At 56.7% G+C, this 24,526-nt stretch carries 24 protein-coding genes; 19 read left to right on the forward strand and 5 right to left on the reverse strand.

Annotated elements, in window-relative coordinates:
* Positions 1 to 48 precede the first annotated feature (48 nt).
* Both ACP86_RS18280 and ACP86_RS18285 read left to right on the forward strand, forming a co-directional pair.
* On the forward strand, positions 49 to 1,716 hold the full coding sequence (locus tag ACP86_RS18280; RefSeq protein ID WP_053114997.1) for an AMP-binding protein: 1,668 nt from the start codon (positions 49 to 51) through the stop codon (positions 1,714 to 1,716).
* Positions 1,717 to 1,847: 131 nt separating this feature from the next.
* Positions 1,848 to 2,333 (forward strand): thioesterase domain-containing protein, encoded by a 486-nt coding sequence (locus tag ACP86_RS18285; protein WP_008174272.1) that lies wholly within the window; start codon positions 1,848 to 1,850, stop codon positions 2,331 to 2,333.
* A 5-nt stretch (positions 2,334 to 2,338) separates the two neighbouring features.
* On the opposite strand, the gene ACP86_RS18290 is transcribed toward ACP86_RS18285, so the two are convergent.
* Together ACP86_RS18290 and ACP86_RS18295 are read right to left on the reverse strand one after the other, a co-directional pair.
* Positions 2,339 to 4,027 carry an ABC transporter permease gene (locus tag ACP86_RS18290; RefSeq protein WP_008174273.1) on the reverse strand — a complete coding sequence of 563 codons (1,689 nt, stop codon included), beginning with the start codon at positions 4,025 to 4,027 and terminating at the stop codon, positions 2,339 to 2,341.
* 155 nt (positions 4,028 to 4,182) lie between these two features.
* On the reverse strand, positions 4,183 to 5,199 hold the full coding sequence (locus tag ACP86_RS18295; protein ID WP_053115567.1) for a Fe(3+) ABC transporter substrate-binding protein: 1,017 nt from the start codon (positions 5,197 to 5,199) through the stop codon (positions 4,183 to 4,185).
* Between the two features lie 186 nt (positions 5,200 to 5,385).
* Here ACP86_RS18295 and ACP86_RS18300 point away from each other — a divergent pair, with 186 nt between their 5' ends.
* From ACP86_RS18300 to ACP86_RS18310, 3 genes are all read left to right on the forward strand, one after another.
* A complete protein-coding gene (locus tag ACP86_RS18300) occupies positions 5,386 to 5,664 on the forward strand; it encodes a PilZ domain-containing protein (protein ID WP_008174275.1) in 279 nt (92 codons plus the stop codon).
* Positions 5,665 to 5,875: 211 nt separating this feature from the next.
* Positions 5,876 to 6,331, forward strand: coding sequence for a hypothetical protein (locus tag ACP86_RS18305; RefSeq protein WP_227507753.1), 456 nt, complete (start codon positions 5,876 to 5,878; stop codon positions 6,329 to 6,331).
* A 176-nt stretch (positions 6,332 to 6,507) separates the two neighbouring features.
* Positions 6,508 to 7,815, forward strand: coding sequence for an HD-GYP domain-containing protein (locus tag ACP86_RS18310; RefSeq protein WP_053114999.1), 1,308 nt, complete (start codon positions 6,508 to 6,510; stop codon positions 7,813 to 7,815).
* Here ACP86_RS18310 and ACP86_RS18315 read toward each other — a convergent pair.
* Positions 7,805 to 8,920 (reverse strand): hypothetical protein, encoded by a 1,116-nt coding sequence (locus ACP86_RS18315; RefSeq protein ID WP_053115000.1) that lies wholly within the window; start codon positions 8,918 to 8,920, stop codon positions 7,805 to 7,807. The two genes, ACP86_RS18310 and ACP86_RS18315, sit on opposite strands and share 11 nt — an antisense overlap.
* A gap of 261 nt (positions 8,921 to 9,181) precedes the next feature.
* On the opposite strand from ACP86_RS18315, the gene ACP86_RS18320 reads away from it, so the two are divergent.
* Genes ACP86_RS18320 through queF form a run of 3 tightly spaced genes read left to right on the forward strand, consistent with a single transcriptional unit; the run spans position 9,182 to position 11,735 of the window.
* Positions 9,182 to 10,132 carry an ABC transporter ATP-binding protein gene (locus ACP86_RS18320; protein WP_014576877.1) on the forward strand — a complete coding sequence of 317 codons (951 nt, stop codon included), beginning with the start codon at positions 9,182 to 9,184 and terminating at the stop codon, positions 10,130 to 10,132.
* A complete protein-coding gene (locus ACP86_RS18325) occupies positions 10,129 to 10,902 on the forward strand; it encodes an ABC transporter permease (protein WP_053115001.1) in 774 nt (257 codons plus the stop codon). The genes ACP86_RS18320 and ACP86_RS18325 overlap by 4 nt, the downstream gene beginning before the upstream one ends.
* Positions 10,903 to 10,916: 14 nt before the next feature.
* Complete coding sequence (gene queF, locus ACP86_RS18330; RefSeq protein WP_053115002.1) at positions 10,917 to 11,735, forward strand: NADPH-dependent 7-cyano-7-deazaguanine reductase QueF; 819 nt, start codon at positions 10,917 to 10,919, stop codon at positions 11,733 to 11,735.
* Between the two features lie 30 nt (positions 11,736 to 11,765).
* Here queF and ACP86_RS18335 read toward each other — a convergent pair whose 3' ends face one another.
* Complete coding sequence (locus ACP86_RS18335) at positions 11,766 to 13,205, reverse strand: adenylate/guanylate cyclase domain-containing protein (protein WP_053115003.1); 1,440 nt, start codon at positions 13,203 to 13,205, stop codon at positions 11,766 to 11,768.
* Between the two features lies 1 nt (position 13,206).
* Entirely contained in the window at positions 13,207 to 13,518 is a 312-nt protein-coding gene (locus ACP86_RS18340; RefSeq protein ID WP_053115004.1) for an Mpo1-like protein, read from the reverse strand.
* Positions 13,519 to 13,673: 155 nt separating this feature from the next.
* Between ACP86_RS18340 and ACP86_RS18345 the strand changes: the two genes are divergently transcribed.
* The 11 genes from ACP86_RS18345 to flgK all read left to right on the forward strand — a co-directional run bounded on the left by ACP86_RS18345 (position 13,674) and on the right by flgK (position 24,508).
* Positions 13,674 to 14,225: a nitroreductase family protein gene (locus ACP86_RS18345; protein WP_014576882.1), complete on the forward strand. Its 552-nt coding sequence runs from the start codon at positions 13,674 to 13,676 to the stop codon at positions 14,223 to 14,225.
* Positions 14,226 to 14,463: 238 nt separating this feature from the next.
* The gene (flgB, locus tag ACP86_RS18350) at positions 14,464 to 14,862 is read left to right on the forward strand and encodes a flagellar basal body rod protein FlgB (RefSeq protein WP_041645182.1); all 399 of its coding nucleotides are present in this window, start codon (positions 14,464 to 14,466) and stop codon (positions 14,860 to 14,862) included.
* Positions 14,863 to 14,896: 34 nt separating this feature from the next.
* Entirely contained in the window at positions 14,897 to 15,346 is a 450-nt protein-coding gene (gene flgC, locus ACP86_RS18355; RefSeq protein ID WP_053115005.1) for a flagellar basal body rod protein FlgC, read from the forward strand.
* A gap of 18 nt (positions 15,347 to 15,364) precedes the next feature.
* The gene (locus tag ACP86_RS18360; protein WP_053115006.1) at positions 15,365 to 16,042 is read left to right on the forward strand and encodes a flagellar hook assembly protein FlgD; all 678 of its coding nucleotides are present in this window, start codon (positions 15,365 to 15,367) and stop codon (positions 16,040 to 16,042) included.
* 27 nt (positions 16,043 to 16,069) lie between these two features.
* On the forward strand, positions 16,070 to 17,959 hold the full coding sequence (locus ACP86_RS18365) for a flagellar hook protein FlgE (protein WP_053115007.1): 1,890 nt from the start codon (positions 16,070 to 16,072) through the stop codon (positions 17,957 to 17,959).
* A gap of 76 nt (positions 17,960 to 18,035) precedes the next feature.
* Positions 18,036 to 18,788: a flagellar basal body rod protein FlgF gene (locus tag ACP86_RS18370; protein WP_053115008.1), complete on the forward strand. Its 753-nt coding sequence runs from the start codon at positions 18,036 to 18,038 to the stop codon at positions 18,786 to 18,788.
* An 85-nt stretch (positions 18,789 to 18,873) separates the two neighbouring features.
* Positions 18,874 to 19,662, forward strand: a complete 789-nt coding sequence (gene flgG, locus ACP86_RS18375) for a flagellar basal-body rod protein FlgG (protein ID WP_011784616.1) — start codon at positions 18,874 to 18,876, stop codon at positions 19,660 to 19,662.
* 28 nt (positions 19,663 to 19,690) lie between these two features.
* Positions 19,691 to 20,383, forward strand: a complete 693-nt coding sequence (gene flgH, locus ACP86_RS18380) for a flagellar basal body L-ring protein FlgH (protein ID WP_011784617.1) — start codon at positions 19,691 to 19,693, stop codon at positions 20,381 to 20,383.
* Positions 20,380 to 21,477: a flagellar basal body P-ring protein FlgI gene (locus tag ACP86_RS18385; protein WP_053115009.1), complete on the forward strand. Its 1,098-nt coding sequence runs from the start codon at positions 20,380 to 20,382 to the stop codon at positions 21,475 to 21,477. Before flgH ends, ACP86_RS18385 begins: the two co-directional genes overlap by 4 nt.
* Positions 21,478 to 21,485: 8 nt before the next feature.
* Positions 21,486 to 22,472: a flagellar assembly peptidoglycan hydrolase FlgJ gene (gene flgJ, locus ACP86_RS18390; protein ID WP_053115010.1), complete on the forward strand. Its 987-nt coding sequence runs from the start codon at positions 21,486 to 21,488 to the stop codon at positions 22,470 to 22,472.
* Between the two features lie 5 nt (positions 22,473 to 22,477).
* Positions 22,478 to 24,508, forward strand: coding sequence for a flagellar hook-associated protein FlgK (gene flgK, locus ACP86_RS18395; protein ID WP_053115011.1), 2,031 nt, complete (start codon positions 22,478 to 22,480; stop codon positions 24,506 to 24,508).
* The last annotated feature ends 18 nt before the right edge of the window (positions 24,509 to 24,526 follow it).

Raw genomic sequence — 24,526 nt, forward strand, 5'->3', positions numbered from 1 at the left:
TAATAATAAGTCATCTATAACTCGAATAACGAACTGCAAGGAAGGTCCATGGACACAACAAACAAGCTTCCCCTGGATATGGTTTATCACTGGGAGAAGGCCAAGGCGAACTCCGTTTACATGACCCAGCCCATTGGCGACGGCAAAACCGTCGACTACACCTGGGGTCGGGCGGTGGATGAGGCGCGGCGCATGGCGTCTTACCTCAAATCGCTGAACCTCCCTGAGAAGAGCCGCATCGGCCTGATCTCCAAGAACTGCGCCCACTGGATCATGACCGACTGGGCCATCTGGATGGCCGGTCACATTTCCGTTCCGCTGTATCCCACCCTGAATGCCGACACCGTTAACTACATCCTGAACCACGCCGAGTGCGAGGTGGTGTTTGTCGGCAAGCTGGACGATTGGGACATGATGAAACCGGGCGTGCCGGAATCCGTGCGTTGCATCTCCTTCCCGCTGAGCCCTCCCAATGATTTCGAAACCTGGGACGATATTGTCGCCAAGTATCCGCCTCTGGAAGAAAATGTTAAGCGTGATGCCGACGAACTGGCCACCATCGTTTACACCTCCGGTAGCACCGGGAAACCCAAGGGCGTCATGCTCAGCTTTTACAATATGGCCTATGCGGCAGAGGGGGGCATGGAGGTACTCGGCGTGAGCTCCGAGGAGCGCATGTTGTCGTACCTGCCGCTGGCTCACGTATTCGAACGCACCTTTGTTGAGCTGGCATCGCTGTATGCCGGCTTCCATCTGTATTTTGCGGAATCTCTGGATACTTTCGTGCAGGATTTGCAGCGTGCCCAGCCAACTCTGTTCCTCTCGGTACCGCGCCTGTGGGTGAAATTCCAGCACGGTGTGCTTCAGAAGCTGCCGAAAAAGAAGCTGGACCGGCTGCTGAAGATTCCGGTGGTCAACAAACTGATCAAGAAGAAAATCCTGAAGGGTCTGGGCCTGGACAAGGTCAAGCTGGCAGGCAGTGGCTCGGCCCCCCTGGCGAGCGACGTTCTGGACTGGTACCGCAACCTTGGTCTCGAGTTGCTTGAGGGCTATGGCATGTCTGAAAACTTTGCCTACTCCCACATGAGCAAGCCAGGGCGCTCAAGAACCGGTTACGTCGGTGAGTCCGCGCCGGGGGTTGAAACCCGCATCAGCCCGGAGGGAGAGATCCAGATCAAGAGCCCGGCCACCATGATGGGCTACTACAAGGACGAAGAGAAAACCCGGGAGACCTTCACCGAGGATGGCTTCCTGAAGACTGGCGACAAGGGTGAAATTGATGAGATGGGCCGGCTCAAGATCACCGGTCGCATCAAGGAAATCTTCAAGACCAGCAAGGGCAAGTATATTGCGCCTGCACCCATTGAGAACCGTCTGATGTCCCACGATGCCATCGAGATGGTGTGTGTCTCCGGTGCCAATCAGACCCAGCCCCACGCGCTGGTGATGCTGGCCGAGGAGTCCCGGCCGAAAATGGCGGATGAAGCCTTCCGTAAGGAAATCGAAGAGAGCTTCAAGAAGCTGATTGCCGATGTGAACAAGACCGTGGATCCCCACGAACAGCTGGCGTTTATCACCGTAATGAGCGACGAGTGGTCGATCGAGAACAGCTTCCTCACGCCGACCATGAAGCTCAAGCGCAATGTGGTTGAGGATGCGTATCAGGAGCAAGTGGAGAACTGGTATGCACAGCGTCAGCCGGTTATCTGGCAGTAAAACGCCCGATTCAAAATGAAGATGTTATGGCCCGGCTCTGCCGGGCTTTTTTGTGCCGGAAAAAACCGACGTAAGTCGCATAGGGAAAAGGAGTAAGCGGGCCTAAACTGGATGAATATCAGGAGGATGTTATGAGCCAGTTGTCCCTTTTCCAGAAGCGTATCCAGGACGAAATTCCCCTTTCCCGGGCGTTGGGGATTCAATTGCATTCCTGGGATGGCCATTCGCTGCTGCTCAGTGCGCCGCTGGAACCCAACAAGAACCACCAGGGTACGGGGTTCGGAGGCAGCGTGTACTCTGCGGCGGTTACTGCGGCCTGGGGCCTGACTGAATTGGCACTATGGGATCTTGGCTTAAAGGGCAATGTGGTGGTGCAGAGCGGGAATATCGACTACCTCGAGCCCGTGTCTTCCGATTTCTATGTGATCTGCCGCCTGCCCGGTGAGGAGGTACCGGAACGTTTTCGCAAGAGTCTGGCCCGGCATGGCAAGGGTCGGCTGGATCTGACGGCAGAGGTTTTTTGCGGCGAACCAAACACAATGCCTGAGGGGGATCCTGTGGCGGTTTTCCAGGGGCGGTTCGTGGTTCAGGATGTGAAATCCCGGGTAACGTTCTGAGCTGGTCAGGCAATTGACCGGCTGTTGGAGATTGAGCGGCTCATCAGAATAATCGGAATGATGCCAGCCAGAACAATAATCAGGGCGGGCAGGGCGCTGTGGTACAGGCGCTCGTCAGAGGCGAACTGGTACACGTAGGTCGCCAGTGTCTCGAAGTTGAACGGCCTGAGTATCAGGGTGGCCGGCAATTCCTTCATGCAATCGACGAAAACCACCAGGGCCGCTGTTACCAATGTGCCTCGCAACATTGGCAAGTGAACCCTGACCAGGGTGTTGCCCGGGGTGTGGCCCAGAGAGCGGGACGCCATGTCCATGCTCGGGGTAATCTTCTGCAACGCACTCTCCACGCTACCGGCCGAAACGGCAAGGAATCGCACGGTGTAGGCAAACACCAGGGCGAAGGCCGAGCCACTCAGTAACAGGCCCGTGCTGATTCCGAATACGTCCCGCATCAGGCTATCCAGCCAGTTGTCAAAACCTGCCAGGGGCACAATCACACCAACAGCCAGCACGGCGCCGGGCATGGCATAGCCCAGGCTGGAAAGGCGCATCAGTACCTGCATCTTGCGGGTGTTGTGCAGTCGGCGGCTGTAGGCGAGCGTGACACCAATCAGCAGAGTGGTGAGGGCTGCCGTGCCAGAGAGGAAAAGGCTGTTGAAGGTGTTTCGGACAAAATCCGGGTTCCAGCTTTCACCGAAGTATTCCCACGCATAGAGCCCGAGGGTTGCACCGGGAATCACGAAACCGAACAGAACCGGTAAGGCGCAAACCGCTACGCAAATCATCTGGCGCGGGAAGGACATGGTGAAGCGCTGGATCGGCTCACGGTTGTCCCGCGCTGCGAACTGTTGCTGGCGTCTGCGGGAATACCGTTCCAGGGTAACCAGGATCACCACGAAGATCAGCATTGTGGTGGCTATTTGAGCTGCCCCGCCGAGGTTGCCGAGGTTCATCCAGGTATCAAACAGGCCAGCGGTCAGGGTCTGGACGGCAAAGAAGTCCACGGTACCAAAATCGTTCAGGGTTTCCATCAGCACCAGGGAAAGGCCGACGGCTACCGCCGGTCGGGCGATGGGCAGAACCACCCTGAAGAACGTGCTCAGCGCGGAGTGGCCGAGACTGCGGCTGACCGCGAACAGAGACGGGGACTGTTCCAGAAAGGCGGCGCGGGCCAGAAGGTAAACGTAGGGATACAAGACCAGCCCGATCATCAGCGTGGCGCCTTCGAGGCTGCGAATTTCCGGGAACCAGTAGTCTGCGGCACTGCTCCAGCCGAACAGGTCTCGCAAGGCACCCTGAACGGGGCCAGCGTAGTCCAGGAGGCTTGTGTACACATAGGCAATAACGTAGGCGGGCACTGCAAATGGTAGCAGCATCGCCCACTCAAAGAATTTGCGACCCGGAAACTCGCACATGGTGACCGCCCAGGCCGACGCCAGGCCTATAACCAGGGTAAGGGCACCCACCCCAATCATCAGTTTGAGCGTGGTTGTCAGGTACCGGGGAAGGGTGGTTTCGATCAGGTGTGGCCAGATGTTCTCTTCGGGAAAAAACGCCAGAAAAATAACGGAGAGAACCGGAAGGGCGACGATGGCGGTGGTCAGAAGTGCGCTGATCATCCATTTTGGAGAGGTACGCTTAGCCAGCAGGGGCTGGGATAGCCCTGGATTAACGCTGGTTGCGGCCTCGCTCATAGTGTCCCTGCGCCTGGATGTGGAGTCTGTCCAATTGAAGGCTGCAGATTGTAGTCACCTGACCTGATGCCTGCAACGACTGGTGTCATACCGGAAGAGGGAAGCGCCCGCCAAAGGGCATGTGAGGGTGGTCAAACCACCCTCACTGTTGGCGATTACTCGCCGTCGTAATCGACGCGGTCAACCAGTTTGACTGCGGCATTGCGGTTATCTGCAATCTCCTGCAGTGACAGGTTGTCGGGGTTGATCTCACCCCACTCGGCAACCAGTCCGGAAGGCTTAACCTCCGGGTTTGCCGGGTATTCCGTGTTTGCCTCAGCGTAGATACGCTGGGCTTTCGGTGAAGACAGGAATTCCATCAGTTTGATGGCGTTCTCGCGGTTAGGCGCGCTCTTGGTCAGTGAAATACCACTGATATTTACGTGAGTGCCCCGGCCTTCGGCGTTCGGAAATACAAGCCGTACCTGTTCGGCAATCGGCCGCTGGTTCTCATCCTGCAGCATATTGCCATAGTAGTAGCTGTTACCAATGGAGACGTCGCATACGCCCTCGGCAATAGCCTTGATCTGGTCGCGGTCGCCACCCTGGGGTTTGCGGGCCAGATTGTCTTTCAGGCCTTCCAGCCACTTCTCGGTTTCGGCTTCACCATGGTGTGCGATCATGGAGGAGAACAGGGCGATGTTGTAGGGGTGCTTGCCGCTGCGAGTACAGATACGGTTGTTCCACTTGTCGTCTGCCAGTTGTTCGTAGGTGGTGATCTCACCTTCTTCCACGCGGTCCTTGGAAACGAAGATCAGGCGCCCGCGGGCGGTCAGGGCAAACCACTTGCCCTCGGGATGGCGCAGGTTTTCCGGAATGTTCTCTTCCAGAGTCTCGTTGTCGACGTTCTGAACGAGATCACGTTCTACCAGCTCGTTGAGGCGGGAAATATCAACGGTCATCACCAAATCTGCCGGGCTGTTGCGACCCTCGCGCTCCAGTCGCTCGGCCAGACCCTGTTTGGCAAAGACCACGTTGCTCTGGATGCCGGTTTCCTGTTCAAAAGCGTTCAGCAGGGGTTCGAGCAGATATGCCTGACGGTATGAGTAGATATTGACCTCGCCATCTGCGGAGGCGGCCATGGGCATGGCAGAGAGGGCGATTGCTGCGGTAGCAGCCAGTTTCATTCGCATATTCCCATCCTTTCGGGTGTTTCCGGTATTAATTTGCTTTGCCAGGATCGGCAAGTTTTTAAAAACGCCAACCATTCTCATTTCCATTGACTCCAGAGTCAATCTCTCCGTTGGCATATTTTTCTGAAAATGGTGTTATGCTTCGGAAGACTTTAAAAACTATGCAAAAAGTAGTGGAATCCTCAAATGGATGGGAACGATCGAAGAGAGCACATACGCACGGCAATGAGTGCGAAAGTAAAGGTGGTTCACGAGGAGCTCGGCGAGTTCATATTCTCGACCCGCGATATCTCCGACGGCGGTGTTTTCATCGTTGTGGACACTGAGCCATTTGCGCCAAACCTCGGCGACACAGTTACCGTGCAGGTGCAGGGGCTACCTGTTCCAGCACCGATACTTGAAATGGTGGTCGTGCGCAAAACCAACGACGGGTACGGCCTCCAGTTTGATCAAAATGGTGACTGATAGACGGATTGAATGCCCCTGCCGTGGATAATGGCAGTGTTCAACCAACCGCTGTCAGGGATGCAACAGCCAGATGATCTTTTCAGTCTTTTCCAGAGCTTACAAGCCAATTATTGCAAGCCTTGTCCTGGTTTCCGTATCGGGCTGTGCGAGCTATTACTCACATTTTGCGATGTTTCCGGCTGAGAATTCATCCGGTGAGCCAAGACACGTGCGGCTGTCCTGGCAAAGCGCGGAGTATCCTGGTTGGTGGTTTGCCGGCGATAAAGCCACGCCCGTGAAGCTGGAAACCCAGTGCAGCGACCGTGTCTGGCGCCTCCGCGATGACGAAGAGGCGAGTGCCTGCGGCGAGGGTATTCGTGCCTGTGGCGAAGCGGGCCGGGATCTGGTGGCGCAGACGGGGCAGCCGGCAAGCGGCTCAACCCGCTGCATGTCCATCAATCCGGCGGATCCGGATGCCCGTATTGCAGAAATAGAAGGGAAACTGGAGTTGCTGGTGTCCTGTACCCCTGCCGTCTTGGCAGAGGGTGAGGGTGATGACGCCCTGAACCTTGACTATCTGCGAGCATCATCAGTTCCGTACACGGTTTATATCCGGAAGGCGCCGCGGGGTTCAATGCGGTCCCGATTGCCTGAATTTGATGAATCGGTATGTGACGCAGAGTGACACTTTCTGACGTTGATATGTGACTCCCATCACGTTGCTACATTTTGTTTCCTGTTGAACATTAGCGTTACGTTTTGTCGCGTTTGGGTTACCTGGCGATACGATATTGTAATTGTGTCTTCCGGCGGTTCGGTCAGAATGGTAGCTATCGAAAAGTTTGTTGTGTGAGGTGGCCCGTGGGTGTCCAACAGAAAAAAGTCGCAGTTCATGATCTGGAAGTGGGCATGTTCGTGTCTGATCTGGACAGGCCATGGCATCAGACCCCCTTTCCGATTCAGGGTTTCCATATCCGGTCCCAGGATGACATTCGTGCACTGGTATCCCACTGCAAATGGGTTCTGGTCGATGTGGCGGAAGCAAGGGAATCCAAAGAGGTAAAAGGCGGAAGCAAGCCGGCTTTCGGAACATTGCAAGGCAAGCGCAGGGGTGGGCGGGAGCAACTCCAGTTGCCGCCCCTGAGTATTCGCGAGCCAGTGACGTATGAAACCGTTACCAGTCTCAAGAAGGAAATGAAAACCTCAAAGCGCCTGCTTGACGATATGGAAGGCGCGCTGGATCAGCTTTTCGAGACACTTCGTGCCGATGGCGTGCCCGATCTCCGGCCGATCGCTGCGATCACCAGCAAAATGGTGAGTAGCGTTGTTCGCCAGCCAGACGCTCTATTGTGGCTCAGTCGCACCCGTGCCCACGATAGCTACCTGTACCGGCATGCATTGAATACCTCTGTCTGGGCCCTGGTGTGTGGACGCCATCTCGGGTTGAACGAGGGGCTGCTGAACCATTTGGGCCTGGGTTGCCTGCTGTCCCAGGTGGGCAAGACCACGCTGCCTGCCGAGTTGCTGGCGCGGGAAGGCCAGTTAAGCTCAGAGGAGTATCTGACCTACCGGAGTTACGTTGGCCGTGGAGTCAGGATGCTTGAAAACGGCGGGCTCTCCCGTGCCGTGCTGAGTGTGGTTCAGGGGCATCGGGAACGTCATAACGGTTCCGGCTTTCCGGAGGGTGTCCGCGGCGATCGGATTCCATTGCTGGCCAAGGTTGCCGGTATCGCGGAATTTTTCGAATCGTTGATAGCGCCCCGGTCTCATGCCGAGCCGATGACACCGGCAAAAGCGGTCACGCTGCTCTATGAGATGCGCAATATCGAGTTCCAGGAGGACCTGGTCGAGAATTTCATCCAGGCGATCGGTATCTATCCCACCGGGAGTCTGGTCGAGCTGACCGATGGTCAGCGCGGTATTGTGGTTTCCCATTCCCCTGAGCGCCGTTTGTGGCCGCGGGTAATGGTAATGACCGATGCTGCCTCAAGGCCGTTGAAAACAGCCAAAATTATTGATCTGGCCAGATATAACGAAGGCAAGGAAGCGCCAGAAACCGTGCGGGTTCGCGATTGTCTGCCGCACGGTACGGAAGGCCTCGATCCTTCCTATTACGACGTGACCGGCGTGGAATCACGCTGGAGCCTCTCGCGCCTGATCAGCGGATAAGCACTCGCAGCTGTTTGCGAACCCACCGATAGGTATCCTCCGGACGGAAGCTGAGCAGCAGCTCGGACTCACCGCCGGAGGGACCAGCGACAAAATACTCAACCTCTCCGCTCTGCCAGTCGGCTGAATTTATCTGGATATCCTGCGGGCGTGTGCTGATGGCCTCCAGCTCCGCCAGGGAAAGTCCGCCCCAGATTTTCCGAACCGCAACCTGCTTCAAAGCTGTATCAGTGGCCGGATGACTGGCAACGTCTTCATCCAGGAAATATCGGTTTGCGACGGTTGTACTGATCGCCTTGAGTTCCCGGGTGAGATAGGTCTGGGCATCCTCCGAATCGATGTCTTCCATGGTTCGCACGGCGTTTTCGATTCGGTCCTTTTTGGCCTGCAGGTCTTCACTGTATTCAATGTCAGGATCGCGATCTTCATCATTCTCCGGTCGTGGCGGTGCGTTGTCGATTTCCTCCTGGGTTGGCGGCTCTTCACAGAGTTCATCGTCCTCGGGGTAAAAACAGATCGCGGCAAGCAGCTGGTTGGCGGGGGACATCGGGTTGTTGGCCGTGAATTCGGATTCGCTGACACTGAAATCAATCGGCGCTGTCAGGCCCGGAAGGGCCGCGTTCAACTGCGTAATAACCCGGTCGCGGATATCGATACCGTCGCCCTCAGCGACATTCTGGCTCCAGTTCAGGAGCATCAGGAACCGGGACAGGTTCATCAGCGTTGTATTCTCCAGAACGTTTTGCTCAGTCAGCGTGTGGGTGCTCAATCCCTCATCATCCACCATTGGCGTTTGCAGCCCTGTGCGGGTGGTCTCGAAAAATTCGAGCAGGGTTACGTATTGCCTGGCCGGTACATCGCTAACCAGCGGCAGGTCTCCAACCCTGAACGTGAGGGTTTCGCCGGGGTAGTAGCGGAATTCTCCCGCTGCGTTGGTGGTGCCGGACTGACTGGCAGTCTGATAGGAAAGACCGTTAAAACCATTGAAATTGACTCGGCCGGTGCTCCTGTCGTCGCCGGAGCCTCCGCCGTCATCCAGACAGCCGGAGAGAGCAAGTGTGCCCAGCAGGGTGAACGTAAGTCGGGTGCGGTGAACGGATCTCATGGTTGAACGTACATTCCCTTCGTTTCAGCGCGCCTGCACCCGGGGTGCAGCAGCCTCTTTTGTAAATTGTTGTAACCGCATTATAGGGGCGTGATTTGCCTCATATCGGGATTCCTGTCGCAGTTTCCGTTATTGGTCCGGGCATGCCTCCGGCCGATAAGGGCCTTGAAATCAGCGACTTTGTCACAATAAATAGCAATCTAAATTCTGGCTGGCGGCGAGGGCCGTTCTTTGCCGTTTTTCACCGAATCGGGATGAGTTATGACCAATGCACTGGAAATTGAGGGCCTCACCAAAACCTATGGTGACGGCTTCAAGGCTCTCAAGGGGATTGATCTGCACGTCGCCGAGGGGGACTTCTTTGCCTTGCTGGGGCCCAATGGGGCAGGCAAATCGACCACCCTGGGTATTGTTTGCTCCCTGGTTAACAAAACAGCCGGAAAGGTGCGGGTGTTCGGATATGACACCGACACCCATCTCTCGGATGCCAAGTTGAACCTTGGTGTTGTGCCGCAGGAGTTCAACTTCAACCAGTTCGAAAAGGTCTTCGACATTGTCACCACCCAGGCCGGCTACTACGGAATTCCTCTTAAACAGGCCTCGGCGTCGGCTGAAAAGTATCTGAAAAAGCTCGGACTCTGGGAGAAGCGGGACACCCCGGCACGCATGCTCTCCGGAGGTATGAAGCGTCGTCTGATGATTGCCCGGGCCCTGGTTCATGAGCCCAAACTGTTGATCCTGGACGAGCCGACTGCCGGCGTAGATATTGAACTTCGTCGGTCCATGTGGACCTTTCTGGAAGAAATGAATCGTCAGGGCACCACCATTATCCTGACGACCCATTATCTGGAGGAAGCGGAAGCCCTTTGCCGCAATATTGCCATTATCGATCACGGCAAGATTCTGAAAAACACCAGCAAAAAGGCCCTGCTGCAGCAACTAAGCCTGGAAACCTTTGTTCTGGACACCGAGAAGACCCTTGATGCCGCGCCTGAACTGAATGGTTTCCCGACTCGATTGGACGGAGAAGGTGCTCTCGAGGTGGAAGTGCAGAAAGGGCAGGGGCTCAACCAGGTGTTCGTGGAGCTTGAACGGTTGGGCATCAAAGTGGTCAGCATGAGGACCAAGGCCAACCGGCTGGAGGAACTGTTTATTCGCATGGTCGAAGAGAACGCTGCGGAGTCAACTCAAACCGTGGAGGGTGCCGCATGACGCCACAAGCGCTCTTTACCGCCTTCAGTACCATCGTTGTCCGGGAGATACGCCGGTTTACCCGCATCTGGGCGCAAACCCTGTTGCCGCCCGCGGTCACCATGACCCTGTATTTCATTATTTTCGGCAACCTCATCGGCTCCCGTATCGGGGAGATGGGCGGCTTCGAGTACATGTCTTTCATTGTGCCGGGGCTGATCATGATGTCGGTGATCACTAGTTCCTACGCCAATGTGGTGTCTTCGTTTTTCTCCATGAAGTTCCAGCGCAGCATCGAGGAGCTTCTGGTGTCGCCGGTGCCGAACTGGGTGATCCTGGCCGGCTATGTGACAGGTGGCATGGCGCGAGGCCTCGGCATCGGGTTGATTGTCACGCTGTTGTCACTGGCGTTTACCCGCCTGTCCATCCACAACTTGCCCATGATGGTTCTGACGGTATTTCTGACTTCGGCACTGTTTGCCCTGGGTGGCTTTATCAACGCCATGTTGGCGACCAAGTTTGATGACATCTCCATTGTGCCCACGTTCGTATTGACGCCGTTGACGTATCTGGGCGGCGTGTTCTACAGCATCGATTTACTGCCGGGGTTCTGGCAGGGCGTATCCATGGCCAACCCTATCCTCTACATGGTCAACGGCTTCCGGTACGGCATTCTGGGCGTGTCAGACGTTAATCCGTTTGTTTCTCTTGGTATGATTCTGGTTTTCATCTCCGTACTGGCATTCATCGCTCTCAGAATGCTGGAGCGTGGTAAAGGCATTCGCCACTGATTTCAGGAACCACTATGGCACTTAACGACGCTCCGCTTGGCAAGACAAGCGACTACCCGGACAGCTACGATCCTGGGCTGCTTTTCCCGGTGGCGAGAGAGGAAAATCGCCGCCGCATTGGTCTGGAGGATGGCCGTTGGCCTTGGTTTGGCGAGGATCTGTGGCAGGCCTGGGAAATCTCCTGGCTGCGTCCAAGCGGCGTGCCGGAAGTGGCCTGGGCGGAGATTGTTTTTCCGGCGGCCTCGCCCGCAATCATTGAGTCCAAATCGCTCAAGCTGTACCTGAACTCGTTGAACCAGGCGGTCTACTCTTCTCGGGAGCAGGTCGCGGAGGTGATTACCCAGGATCTTTCCAGCGCCTGCGGCGGTGCTGTTCAGGTGAATCTGTTGAGCGTCGACGAATCCGGTGAAGCGATTGGCCGGCCGGAGGGCTTCGAGCTCATTGATGACGAGCCGGTCAGCGAAGTGGTTTTTGAATACGCGCCTGAGGCGCTTTCAGCGAGTGGGGAGGTGGTGACAGAACGGCTCTGCTCCCATCTGCTGAAGAGCAACTGCCCGGTAACCGGTCAGCCTGACTGGGCGACACTCCTCATAAGCTACACCGGACCGAAAATCGATCGGGGCGGTTTGTTGCGTTACGTGGTGAGCTTCCGGCAGAAACAGGATTTCCACGAGCATTGCGTGGAAACCGTGTTTACCGATCTGATGGGGCGGTGCAACCCGGAGTCGCTTACCGTGGTTGCCCGGTATACACGGCGGGGCGGGCTGGATATAAATCCGTGGCGAAGCACGGAAACCGGCGGGGATGCCGGCCCAAGGTTGATACGTCAGTAGCAGGATTCTGTTTGAGCGCAGGGAAGCGCCTCAGGAAACATCCTCTTCCCGCCGCAGGCGATCTGCAGCATCTTCCAGAGCGGTCAGGATGGCCTGCCGCTCTTTCTCGGTGATCTTGTCCGAATCGAGATACATGGCGAAGCCGCTATGTTCGTGTTCCAGGAAGCTTCGGTTGGGCCCCATGTCGCGCCGGAAGTCGACCACTTCGTAAATTGGCACCGGCTTGACAAAGCCCTTCACGGTAATCTCGCCCTTGTCTCTGCACATGATCTTGTCCTTGATCAGCGCGAAGGTTTCGTAGGAAACGAGGATTTCGCCCGGCTCCGCCAGGGACTCAAGCCGGCTGGCCAGGTTTACTTCCTTGCCGATAATCGTGTAATCCATCCGGTTCTCGGCGCCAAAGTTACCAACCGTTGTATAACCGGTGCTTATTCCCATGCGGATTTCCAGCGGGGTCTTGATGCCCTGGCTGCGCCATTTCTGCCGCATGATTTTCATATGCTTGCGCATCTCGATGGCCATGGAGACACAGGCAAATGCGTCCTCCCTCTGGCCACGGCTGGTTGGATCGCCAAAGAACACCATGATGGAATCACCAACGAACTTGTCGATGGTGCCGCCATACTTGAGAGCAACTTCCGACATTTCATTGAAGTAGTGATTCAGCAGTTCGGTCAGTGCTTCGGGTTCCATTTCCTCAGACAATTCGGTGAAGCCTTTGATGTCAGAGAAAAACACCGCCAGTTTCTTGCGCTGGGTTTCCAGTCTCACGTCCCGCTCACCGGTGAAGATCGACTGCCAGACTTGAGGCGAGAGATATTTGGACAGTTTGTGTGAAAGCGCGATGGACTGCTCCCGCTGGTTCTGGATCTGGGTCTTTGCCAGCATCAACGCCCGTGCCTGCTGGTGGGAATAGTAAGCCGTAACGCAAATATAAAGCCCGGTGGATAAAATCGACACGATGCTGGTCAGCAGGGGCGAGTGTGGTCCGTCTGCCGGGCCGACGATCGCAACCGCCCCCGCAATGGAGGCCGCCATGAAGCCGGTGCCCAGGACCCACTGACGGATACCACCAACAATCAGGCAACTGAACATCAGCATCAGTGCAACGGCGAGGGAGGGGATGACGATCAGCCCGATGCAACCAATGAAAGCGCCACCAACCACGCAATCAAATATCAGCATTTTCTGACGGATGCGTGGCGAATTCCTGAGGAAAGTGCGGCGAGTCAGGGCATGGGCGATGTGGGGCCAGGTGAGGGCCCCGGCAACCAGCCAGAGAAGCCATTGCGGAAAGGCGCCCTGGAGAACGCCGGTTACGATAATGGCGGCGGTTGAGGTGTATGCCAGTACCCGGCCATTGTAATCGGGCATCGGGGGAATGGCGATCGGGTTGCCCGCCGCCTCGGACGAGAGGGCTCTGCCAGCTGAGCTACTGGCATTACGCAGGTCTGCCGGGGCACTCATCATTTCAGAAACGGATCCTGCCAATGAGCATGTCGCGGAACATGACCCAGTCACCCATAAGGCTGTACAGTGGATATTTGAAGGTAGCGGGGCGATTTTTTTCAAACTTGAAATGACCAACCCACGCAAAGCCATAGCCTATGACCGGCAAGGCCAGAAGCCACAACAGCTTGCCCGAAGCCAGAGCCCATACGGCGACTATCAGGACCAGGAGACTTCCAGCGAAATGCAAACGGCGACAGGTGACGTCGCTGTGCTCTTCGAGGTAGTACGGATAAAATTCGGAAAAGTTATTGAAGGTTTGCTGGTTGCTCATTGTGTTGCCACTCAACGTTGTACGACCGCGTCATTTATAATTGTTGGTAGACCCGACTACGACTAAAGGTTAACAGCATTACGTAGAACCCACAATTCACAGCCATGAATTGTGTTCGTACCTATATTTCAACAGTCTTTAAACAGCGAGCAGATATGACCGCAGTTACCGATTTCCTCCTGAACCGCTCCTCTGAACCGAGGCTGGAATCACCCGCGCCGGATTCGACAACCCTCGAAAGGGCCTTTTCCTGCGCGGCGCGTGCACCGGACCATGCACTGCTCAGGCCCTGGCGCTATCTGGTGATCGAGGGTAAAGGCCTTGAAGCCCTGGGAGAGCTGTTTGCGTCCACCTGTGCCAATAACAGCGATGAGAAAGAAATCGAGAAGCTCCGGCGTGCCCCCCTTCGCGCACCCATGGTCATAGTTGGTATCGCGTCGCCGAGGACGCATCCCAAAGTACCGGAAATCGAGCAGGTCATGTCGGCAGCTGCCGGCATGAGTTTTGTTGAGCTTGCCCTTCAGGATGCCGGTTTCGGCGTGATGTGGAGAACAGGCGGCGTTGCCTACCACTCCTCGGTTCACCAGGGGTTGGGCCTGGAAGAGCATGAACAGATTGTTGGCTTTCTCTACACCGGTACGGTCTCGGCATCCAAGCCGTCTGTGCCCAGACCGGCGGTGGACGAGTTTGTGAGTCATTGGCCCTGAGACCTTGTTGAATACCCCCGGCTTCTGCCGGGGGAAGCAGCTTGCCGCTTTTTCTTGCCCTTTTCCTTTCTCCTTTCCCGTAACCGCTACTCGGATTCTCTGCAGGGCCTGCCAACACTGGGTTTCCTGACAAATTAACACCTGACCATAAATCTGGCATTCAGCTTGCTTTAGTCCTGTCAAAGAGCACAGCCGGCAAAAACAGCTCGGCATACCAGTGCAGTTTTCGGGAGGCAACATGGCAATTACGTTTGATTCGGCTCTGGGCATTCATCAACACGCGGTTGAAGCGCGGGTTAAACGTGCCGAAGTTCTGGCAAACAACCTGGCAAACGCCGACACCCCGGGTTTCAAGGCGCGGGATCTGGATTTCCAGGCCATGATGCAGAAGGCCCAGGAGCAGGTCAGCGGATTCCAGATGGCCAAAACCCATGACGCGCACATGGATACCTCGCCATCGGCGTCGGAAAGCGATTTGATGTATCGGGTTCCCCATCAGCCGTCGGTTGACGGCAATACGGTAGACGCCCAGCAGGAGCAGACCCGGTTTATGCGCAACGCCATGGATTTCCAGGCCAGCTTCCAGTTTTTGAACAGCAAGTTCAGCGGTTTGACCAAAGCCCTCAAGGGCGAATAAGCCGCAGTCACAGGATTAGCGAAGGAGAATTTTCATGTCACTGGGCAGCATTTTTGACATCGCCGGTTCCGGCATGACCGCGCAATCACTGCGGCTGAATACAACCGCGTCCAACATTGCCAATGCAGAAACGGCAAGTTCCAGCACGGGGGAAACCTATCGCGCCAGGAAGCCGGTTTTCTCGGCGATTCAGCAGTCTCTGATGAATCCCGGGCAGGGAGGCTTGCCCATGGCTGCCGATGAGGGGCCGGGCGCCGGCGTGAGGGTTGACGGTATTGTCGAAAGTGATGCGGAGCTGCAGATGCGCTACGAGCCCCATCACCCGGCGGCCAACGAGGACGGCTACGTCTACTACCCCAATGTGAATGTGGTTGAAGAGATGGCGGACATGATGTCGTCGTCCAGAAGTTTCCAGATGAATGTGGATGTCATGAACACAGCCAAGTCCATGATGCAGCGCATTCTGACTCTCGGTCAGCAGTAACAGGGTGAGGAGCACAACATGACTGCAGTAAATGCAACAGACGCGTCGGATGTTCTGAGCCAGTACCAGCTGAAGCAACAGAATGGCGGCCAGGGCACCAGCGAGTTGGGTCGGAACGAGTTCATGGAACTGATGCTGGCCCAGCTGAAGAACCAGAACCCGCTGGAACCCCAGGACAACGGTGAATTCATCTCCCAACTGGCCCAGTTCAGCTCGCTGGAGGAAATGCAGAACCTTTCCGGTACGGTTGAGGATGTGGTGGGTCAGTTCCGTTCCAGCCAGGCGCTGCAGGCCTCTGCCATGGTCGGCAAAACCGTGCTTGCCCCTTCCCAGATCGGGATTCTGGGTGCGGATGGTGAGATCAGCGGCACTATTGAATTGCCGGCCTCGACCGGTGGGCTCCGGCTTTCGATCCAGGGACAGAATGGTGAGCTGGTACGACAGATTGATATGGGTAGTAGTCCGGCGGGTGTGACCTCATTCCGCTGGGATGGCCAGGACGGCAACGGCAATCCCTTGCCGCCGGGCTCCTACCGGATTGTAGCCGATGCTTCCTACCCGGATGGACCGCAGCAGTTGGGTACGATGGTAAGTGCCAATGTTGACAGCGTGTCCCTGGGTCAGGGCGGCTCCATTACCCTGAATCTCGCAGGCATGGGCTCCATCGCCCTGTCTGATGTAAAACAAATTAACTGATACCGGTGAAACACCAAGAGGTGAGCCATGGGATTTAATACGGGTTTGAGTGGTCTTCGCGCGGCATCGGTGGATCTGGACGTCACCGGTAACAATATTGCCAACGCCAGCACCGTGGGGTTCAAAGGCAGCAAGGCCCAGTTCGGCGATCTTTATGCCAGTGGCTTCCTGAGCGCAGGCACCAACCCGATCGGGGACGGTGTCCGGGTTCAGGGTGTGAAACAGTCCTTCGGACAGGGCAATATCAGCTTCACTGATAACGGCCTGGATATGGCAATTGACGGTGATGGCTTCTTTATTCTGAACAATGGCGGCGAAGTGCGCTACTCCCGGGCCGGCCAGTTTGGAGTAGACAAGGACGGCTTTGTGGTCAACAACCAGGGCATGAAGGTGCAGGGTTATACCGCTGATGGTGATGGCAATTTGTCTGGCGTGCGTGGAGACCTGCAGATTGAGACTGCCAACCTGGCTCCGCGCAGGACCACGAACCTGCAGACCGATGTGAATCTGGATTCCCGTGAATCCTTGCTGGAGCGCAGAGTGAGAGACCTTTCTCTGCAGACCGGCGACTTTGCAGCAGGTGAAACGCTTACTTTTTCCTATTCCGACGGCTCAGCCGATGAGACTGTTCTTATTCCCAGCCCGATAAACTCCGCGGGCCAGATTGCCGATGCTATCTCCGCAGCCTCCGGCGTGAGTGCGTCCGGTATCACAACAGCTGAAATAAACTCGACGGCCAATGGCGCCTCGACCGGCGATACTCTTAACAATACCATTGCGTCTGGTAGCCTGGAGTTCTCGATCAATGGTCAGCCCCTGAATGTAAGCGCTGTGACGACACTCGATGAGCTGGCGAATGTTATTTCCAGCTTCGGTAATAACTCCATCTCAGCCAATGTGGATAGCGGCAATCTTGTGGTCAGGGACAGTTCGGGTGAACCGCTTGACGTTCAGTGGGGAGACGGTAGTAGTACGAACCCGATTGAGAACACCGTTGGAGAGATCGCGGTAAGCACAAATCGCAGTGTGGATACTGTGACCTCTGATGTCGTGGGGTCTCAGTTTGTGGCGACCTACAACAATACGCAACCCACGCGCATTAACGCTTTTAACCCCATTGACCAGCGCACCTACAACCACGCCACATCAACCACCATCTACGACAGCCTGGGTAACGCCCATGAGATGACCCAGTTCTATGTCAAAGAGCCGTCGCCCGGGAATGGTGTTGGCCAGAGTCAGTGGTCTGTTTATCTTCAGGTAGACGGTGAGCCGGTCGGGGGCACGGATCAGACTCCCTATACCGTCATATTCAACCAGGACGGCGAGCTGGCTTCCATCAATGGTGATTCCAATGGTGAGATTGTCGTGACTGACTGGGTTCCCAAGGATCCAAGTGGCGCCCCTAATGGGGCGGATGGCCCTCCTGCAGACCCCGCCTCGGTCGTGAGCCCGATTCCGGAGCCGCCCACCAGCTCCGCGTTCGTTCTGGATCTGAGCGAGGCCACCCAATACGGCGCGGCATTCGGTGTTAATGACCAGCAGCAGAATGGTTATACCACGGGTCGCCTGTCGGGCCTCGATGTGTCGGATGCTGGTGTCATATTCGCCCGGTACACCAACGGACAATCCAATGCGCTTGGTCAGGTGGCGCTCGCCACATTCAGCAACACCGATGGCCTGTCTCCGGTGGGGGATACTTCCTGGGTCGAAACCTTTGAATCAGGCCAGCCTGTCATCGGCGCACCGGACACCGGTACCCTCGGTTCCATTGCGTCAAGCTCTGTCGAGGAATCCAACGTGGATCTGTCTGCTGAACTGGTGAACCTGATCATTGCCCAGCGTAACTACCAGGCCAACGCCAAAACCATCGAAACCTCCAATGCGGTCACCCAGACCATCATCAACCTCCGTTAATTTCGCGAACTTGCGAACGTGGCATGACTCCTGCTTCAAGACTGGAAACAGTCAAAATTCCGGCAGGAGTTTTCCCATGGACAAAGCCCTCTACATCGGTATGTCTGGCGCCAAGCAGAACATGCTGGCCCAGCAAGCCCATGCCAACAATCTGGCGAATGTCAGCACCACCGGCTTCAAGAAGGACTTCTCCCAGGCACGTAGCATGCCTGTCTTTGGGGAATTCCATCCCACCCGGGCCTATGCCATGACAGAACGACCCGGCACAGACCTTTCCGCAGGCGCCCTTATCGATACCGGCCGCAAACTGGATGTGGCGGTTGAAGGTGAAGGGTGGCTTGCCATCCAGAATGATCAGGGCGAAGAGGTGTTTACCCGCAGCGGTAGTCTTCAGATCGATGTGAATGGTCTGGTGCGCCTGGGCACTGGTGAGCTTGTGCTTGGTAATGGTGGACCGGTTGCACTGCCGCCTTTCGACAACGTGCAAATCGGCGCTGATGGCACGATTTCTGTTATTCCTGTTGGCGGCCCGCCGAATCAGTTGGTTGAGGTGGATCGTATGAAGCTGGTCAACCCGCCACCGGATGCTCTGGAGAAGGGCCTCGACGGACATGTGCGCCGCAAACCGGACCAGGCAATCGATGGTCCTGAGCCCCCGGATGCAAACCTCAGAGTGGTCTCGGGGTTTCTTGAGAGCTCCAACGTGAATGCGGTGGAAGAGATGATTTCCAATCTGCAGCTTTCCCGGCAATACGAAATGCAGGTGAAGGTAATGACCACCGCTAACGAGAATTCCGAAGCAACGGCACGGCTGTTGCAGAACCTTTAAGTAACGACCGAACACAGTGGCCTGGCGGGCCTGAAGCGGCAAAAACTGGCCGCCTGATTGCCCCCCCCGGTATGGAGTAAGCAGCATGAATCCAGCACTTTGGGTCAGCAAGACCGGTTTGAGCGCACAGGACATCAACATGTCCACCATTTCCAACAACCTGGCCAACGTCAACACCACCGGCTTCAAACGGGACAAGGCGGTCTTCCAGGACCTCCTGTACCAGATCAACCGGCAACCCGGTGGCCTGAGCACCCAGAACTCCGAACTGCCCTCCGGACTGCAACTGGGTACGGGTGTCCGGGTTGTGGGCACGGTCAAGCAGTTCTCCCAGGGCAACCTTCAGATTACCGAGCAGCCGCTGGACATGGCCATTAACGGCCGGGGGTTTCTGCAGATTCTGCTGCCGGATGGCCAGATTGCCTACACCCGGGACGGTCAGTTCCAGCTGAACGTCAACGGCGATGTGGTCAATCCGGACGGGTACCTTCTGGAGCCGGCCATCAATGTTCCCAATAACGCCACCAATATCACCATTGGCACCGACGGCACGGTCACGGCGATAACGGACGACCAGGCAGCGCCGGTGAACGTTGGCCAGATCACCCTGGTGGATTTCATCAATCCCCAGGGGTTGCAGGCCATCGGAAACAACCTGTTCAAGGAAACCATTTCCAGCGGGAACCCCATAGAGGGGCAGGCGGGTCTGCTCGGGCTTGGCACCATTGAACAGGGTTCCCTGGAGGCCTCCAACGTGGAGGTCGTGGAAGAACTGGTGAACATGATTACCACCCAGCGCGCCTACGAGATGAACTCGAAAGTGGTTTCCACAGCGGATCAGATGCTGCAGTTCATTACCAACAACATTGGCTAATGCCGCCAGAGGTGAGGTCGTGAATCCGATGACATCCAGCCGGACAAACCGGGGCGCCAGTACCCTGGCGACCTTAGTGGTACTGATCCTACTACAGGGTTGCACGGCCATGAGCCGGCCCCGGGCGATTCCGGATGACCCCGAGTTTGCACCGGTGCGCCCTCAGGCCATGATGCAGAGGGACAGGGCGTCTGGTTCGATTTACCAGGTCTCCCGAAACTATAACTTTTACGGGGATACCGTCGCGCTCAACGTGGGTGATGTACTGACAGTGACCCTCCAGGAGTCCACCCGTGCCAGCAAGAATGCTGACACCCGTATCATCAAGGATAACGAAATCAAGTTGCCGGAGCCAAACATTCTGGGCAAGAGCAACTTCGGGATCGGCACGTCACTGAACAATGAGCGCGATTTTAAAACCAGGGCCGACGCGGATCAGAGCAACAGCCTTGCTGGCAGCATCACCGTCTCGGTCACTGAAGTGCTGCCCAATGGCGTGTTGCGGATCCGGGGCGAAAAGTGGCTGTCGCTGACCAATGGTGAAGAGTACATCCGTCTGACCGGACTGGTTCGCCCCCGGGATATCCAGCCGGACAATTCCGTTGCCTCAAACCGTATTGCCGATGCCCGTATCGCCTATGGCGGTACCGGTGACTTCGACCAGGCCAACCAGATGGGCTGGCTTGCCCGTTTCTTTAACAGTGAGTGGTGGCTGCTATGAGCGTGCGGCGTTTTCTTGTCTGGATACTTGCCCTGACGGTGGGTGCGGCACCGGTGATGGCGGACCGGCTGAAGGACCTGTCCCGGATCAAAGGGGTAAGGAACAACCAGTTGGTGGGCTACGGACTCGTGGTTGGTCTTGACGGAACCGGCGACAAGGCACCGTTCACCAATCAGACCTTCCGGAACATGATGAACCAGTTCGGTATTACCTTGCCTGAGGGCGTTAACCCGAAACTCACCAATATTGCAGCGGTAACCGTGAGTGCCACATTGCCACCGTTTGCCAAGGCCGGGCAGGAGATAGATATTACGGTTTCCTCCATTGGCAATGCAGACAGCCTGCGCGGCGGCACTTTGCTGATGACTCCGCTGAAGGGCGCTGACAACAAGGTTTATGCCGTGGCCCAGGGCAGCCTGGTGGTTGGCGGCTTCGGTGCCCAGGGGTTGGATGGTTCCAGGATTACCGTGAATATTCCCAGCGTTGGCCGTATCCCGAATGGCGCCACCATCGAGCGTGAGGTCTTGTCGCCGTTTACGGAGGGCGACACCATTACCGTTCATCTCCTGCGACCGGATTTCACGACTGCTCGCCGGGTGGTTGAGGCGGTGAATGATCGTCTGGGCCCGGACATGGCCTATGCCCACGATGCCACCTCGGTTTCCGTGCGTGCGCCGCGGGATCCGTCCCAGCGGGTAAGCTTTCTTTCGATACTTGAAAACATTGAAGTCGACCCGGCCCAGGATGCCGCCAAAGTGGTGATCAACAGCCGGACCGGAACCATCGTGGTCGGCCAGAATGTCAAAGTCAGCCCGGCAGCGGTAACCCACGGCAACCTGACGGTGACCATTCAGGAAAATCCCGCGGTGGTACAGCCTAATCCGTTTGCCGGCGGCGACACAGCCCTTGAGCCCGATACCCAGATTGCAATCACCGAGGAGCCTGCCAGGATGTTCAGGTTTGGTCCGGCTGTCACGCTGAACGAGATTGTTCAGGCGGTGAACCAGGTGGGTGCCGCTCCGGGGGACGTTATGGCGGTACTTGAAGCTCTTAAACAGGCTGGTGCGCTGCGTGCCGAGCTGATTGTTATCTAGGCGGCATGATGCAGGACTATTCGCTTCAGCAGGCCCGGGTATATACCGATTTCAGCGGGCTGAACGCGCTGAAAACGCAGGCCCGGACGGACAAGAGGGCGGCGCTGGAAGAGGTGGCACGCCAGTTCGAGAGCCTGTTCCTTTCTGAGATGCTGAAGTCCATGCGCAAGGCCGGTGACGTGCTTTCCGAAGGTAATTTCCTGAAAAGCAATCAGTCGGATCTGTATCGCGATATGTTTGATAACCAGGTGAGTCTGACCATGGCCGGCGGGCAGGGAACCGGTCTCGCCGAGGCGCTGGTCCGGCAACTGAGCCAACAAATTCCTGGCCTGGACAGTGAAGGCGATAAGCTGGCTGGCCACAAGGCTTCCCTCGCGGATTATGACCGGCGTATGCCGGCGCTTTCGGCAAGCTTGCCCGGGCAGGTTCAGAAAGTCGCTTTGGTGGCGCAAGGGTTTACTGCGGCCCCGGAAAAAAACGTGTCCGAATTGCCGGACCGGTTCGATTCGCCGGAGCATTTCGTGAGTGCCTTGCTTCCGGTAGCGGAGCGAATCAGCCGGGATACCGGCATCGACCCAAAACTGATGGTGGCCCAGGCGGCCCTGGAAACCGGCTGGGGCCGGCATATGATCCGGGGGGAGCAGGGCGAGCCAAGCTTTAACCTCTTTGGTATCAAAGCGGATAGCCGGTGGAAGGGTAATGCCGTTTCCCTCACCACCACAGAATACCGCGAGGGTCTGCCCATGAAAGAGCAGGCCAGTTTCCGGGCCTACCAGGATTATGAATCCAGCTTCCGGGACTATGTTTCGTTCCTCGAATCCAACCCCCGTTACCGGGACGTGCTGTCGGCGGCGGACAGGCCTGAAGTGTTTGCGGAGAAACTCCAGGAAGCCGGCTACGCAACCGACCCGAACTATGGCAGTAAAATCCGCCAGATCATGAGCCGTGATTCACTGATGACGCTGTCCATGGGTAGTGACGGGATGAAGGAGTAAACGTTATGGCAGGGTTGATAGGCATTGGTCTGACCGGCATCCTCAGTAATCAGGCGGCACTGAATACCACGGGTAACAACATCACAAATGCCAACACACCTGGCTACAGCAGACAGGAAGTCCTGTTTGAAACCCAGGAAGGGCAGCGCACCGGAGCCGGGACCATCGGTAGTGGCGTGAATGTTGCCGATATCCGCCGCCTTGCCAATGAATACCTGGTTCAGCAGGTGCGGGAAGACAGCACTCTTTATGGCGAACAGGAAGCCCTCAATTCAGAGCTTTCCCGGCTTGATAACCTGCTCGGTGGTGAATCCACTGGTCTGAACACAGCCCTGAACAACTTTTTTGCCAGCCTCCAGAACGCCGCCGAGGATCCGACATCTTTGCCTCAGCGCCAACTGGTGCTGAGCGAGGCCCAGCAGGTCGTTAACCGGTTCCAGGCGCTGAACCAGGAGTTCATCCAGCAGCGGGAGTCCATCAAGACTCAGATGCAGCAGGGTGTAAAGGACGGCAATACCCTGATCAGGAGCATCGCAGAGCTGAACCTGGCGATATCCGAGTCCCCGGGCATCGCCCAGGGCAGGATGCCCAATGAGTTGCTGGATAAGCGGGATGAGAAACTGCGGCAGCTGTCGGAGCTTATTAGCATAAAAGTCAGCCCGGCAGACGGTAGCCAGGTTAACGTGTCTCTGTCGAACGGTTTGTCCCTGGTGGTTGGCAGTAACGCTTCGACCCTCGGCACCCGGGAAAATGCCGAAGATCCGACACGTCTGGAGTTCACACTGAGCAACGGTGGACGCCTCCTCAATATTGATGAACAGATCACCGGCGGCAAGCTGGGTGGCCTCCTGCGTTTCGATACCGAAGGTCTGAAACCGGCATTCGATGAGCTTGGCAGGATTGCCATTGCCCTCTCCGACACCATGAATCACCAGCATGAAATCGGGATGGATCTGGAGGGCGAACTCGGTGGGCTGTTCTTCACAGATATCAATTCGCTCGAGGCGCAACGGAGCCGCGTGGTCCCCAACGGAAATAACGCGCCCTCGACCAACGGACAGTTGGCCGTCGAGATAACCGACAGTTCGGCGCTTCCGGCAGGCCGCTGGACTCTCCAGTTCAGTGGCGATGGGCGAAGCTACGAGTTGATTGATCAGGGTACTGGAAGAACCGTCAATCAGGGCCGGTTGCCCGATCCGCCCCAGTCTGAGATTTCCATGCCCGGTTTCAACATCCGGGTGGAGGGCGGCACGTTCAATGCCGGAGACAAATATCTGATTCAACCAAGCCGGAATGCGGCGGAGAGCATTGGGCTGGTGGTCAATCGGGAGGAGGATCTGGCTTTCGCAAGTCCGGTTCGTGCTACCACCGGCGATGACAATATCGGAACCGGCAAGATTGATCAGGGCACCATGCTTAACGTCAGGAACCCGTTCACCAACTCCCTGTTGCCCGCGTTCCAATCGACCGGGCAACTGGCGAACGGGCCAATTACCGTAACATTCGACGATCCGGGAACCGGCCTGGTGTTCACGGTTACGGACGGCGGTGGAAACCCGATAGGTCCGGCAAACCGGCCCTACACGCCGGGCGTTGCCAATGAGCTGTTCAGCGACAATCCGGCGGATGGTGCCGAGTACCAGGGTTTTCAGTTCAAGATAACGGGCCAGCCGGCTGACGGTGACACCTTCGAGATCAATTACAACTCCAACGGTGTTTCGGACAACAGGAATGCGGAACTGCTGGCGGCGCTTGGCACGGCCAACACGCTGAATGGTGGTAGCCAGAACTTTTCCGAAGGCTATGCGGGGCTTGTTGAGGATATCGGTGTTAAAACACGCCAGAGCCAATTGGATGTGGATGCCGGCAAAACCCTTCTGGAGCAGTCGACCAATCAGCGGGAATCTGTATCCGGCGTTAACCTGGATGAGGAAGCCGGGCGCCTGATCCAGTATCAGGCCGCCTATAATGCCTCGGCCCAGGTAATGTCGGTAGCCCAGGATTTGTTCAATACCCTGTTACAGAGTTTCCGGTAACGGTTGAGGTGATGTGAC

The organism is Marinobacter sp. CP1, from assembly GCF_001266795.1.
Taxonomy (GTDB): Bacteria; Pseudomonadota; Gammaproteobacteria; order Pseudomonadales; family Oleiphilaceae; genus Marinobacter; species Marinobacter flavimaris.

What these genes read in the sequence shown, in the direction of transcription:
- ACP86_RS18280 (WP_053114997.1), top strand. Translation starts at nt 49, where the DNA reads ATGGACACAACAAACAAGCTTCCCCTGGATATGGTTTATCACTGGGAG.
- ACP86_RS18285 (WP_008174272.1), top strand. Translation starts at nt 1,848, where the DNA reads ATGAGCCAGTTGTCCCTTTTCCAGAAGCGTATCCAGGACGAAATTCCC.
- ACP86_RS18290 (WP_008174273.1), bottom strand. Translation starts at nt 4,027, where the DNA reads ATGAGCGAGGCCGCAACCAGCGTTAATCCAGGGCTATCCCAGCCCCTG.
- ACP86_RS18295 (WP_053115567.1), bottom strand. Translation starts at nt 5,199, where the DNA reads ATGCGAATGAAACTGGCTGCTACCGCAGCAATCGCCCTCTCTGCCATG.
- ACP86_RS18300 (WP_008174275.1), top strand. Translation starts at nt 5,386, where the DNA reads ATGGATGGGAACGATCGAAGAGAGCACATACGCACGGCAATGAGTGCG.
- ACP86_RS18315 (WP_053115000.1), bottom strand. Translation starts at nt 8,920, where the DNA reads ATGAGATCCGTTCACCGCACCCGACTTACGTTCACCCTGCTGGGCACA.
- ACP86_RS18320 (WP_014576877.1), top strand. Translation starts at nt 9,182, where the DNA reads ATGACCAATGCACTGGAAATTGAGGGCCTCACCAAAACCTATGGTGAC.
- ACP86_RS18325 (WP_053115001.1), top strand. Translation starts at nt 10,129, where the DNA reads ATGACGCCACAAGCGCTCTTTACCGCCTTCAGTACCATCGTTGTCCGG.
- queF (WP_053115002.1), top strand. Translation starts at nt 10,917, where the DNA reads ATGGCACTTAACGACGCTCCGCTTGGCAAGACAAGCGACTACCCGGAC.
- ACP86_RS18335 (WP_053115003.1), bottom strand. Translation starts at nt 13,205, where the DNA reads ATGATGAGTGCCCCGGCAGACCTGCGTAATGCCAGTAGCTCAGCTGGC.
- ACP86_RS18340 (WP_053115004.1), bottom strand. Translation starts at nt 13,518, where the DNA reads ATGAGCAACCAGCAAACCTTCAATAACTTTTCCGAATTTTATCCGTAC.
- ACP86_RS18345 (WP_014576882.1), top strand. Translation starts at nt 13,674, where the DNA reads ATGACCGCAGTTACCGATTTCCTCCTGAACCGCTCCTCTGAACCGAGG.
- flgB (WP_041645182.1), top strand. Translation starts at nt 14,464, where the DNA reads ATGGCAATTACGTTTGATTCGGCTCTGGGCATTCATCAACACGCGGTT.
- flgC (WP_053115005.1), top strand. Translation starts at nt 14,897, where the DNA reads ATGTCACTGGGCAGCATTTTTGACATCGCCGGTTCCGGCATGACCGCG.
- ACP86_RS18360 (WP_053115006.1), top strand. Translation starts at nt 15,365, where the DNA reads ATGACTGCAGTAAATGCAACAGACGCGTCGGATGTTCTGAGCCAGTAC.
- ACP86_RS18365 (WP_053115007.1), top strand. Translation starts at nt 16,070, where the DNA reads ATGGGATTTAATACGGGTTTGAGTGGTCTTCGCGCGGCATCGGTGGAT.
- ACP86_RS18370 (WP_053115008.1), top strand. Translation starts at nt 18,036, where the DNA reads ATGGACAAAGCCCTCTACATCGGTATGTCTGGCGCCAAGCAGAACATG.
- flgG (WP_011784616.1), top strand. Translation starts at nt 18,874, where the DNA reads ATGAATCCAGCACTTTGGGTCAGCAAGACCGGTTTGAGCGCACAGGAC.
- flgH (WP_011784617.1), top strand. Translation starts at nt 19,691, where the DNA reads ATGACATCCAGCCGGACAAACCGGGGCGCCAGTACCCTGGCGACCTTA.
- ACP86_RS18385 (WP_053115009.1), top strand. Translation starts at nt 20,380, where the DNA reads ATGAGCGTGCGGCGTTTTCTTGTCTGGATACTTGCCCTGACGGTGGGT.
- flgJ (WP_053115010.1), top strand. Translation starts at nt 21,486, where the DNA reads ATGCAGGACTATTCGCTTCAGCAGGCCCGGGTATATACCGATTTCAGC.
- flgK (WP_053115011.1), top strand. Translation starts at nt 22,478, where the DNA reads ATGGCAGGGTTGATAGGCATTGGTCTGACCGGCATCCTCAGTAATCAG.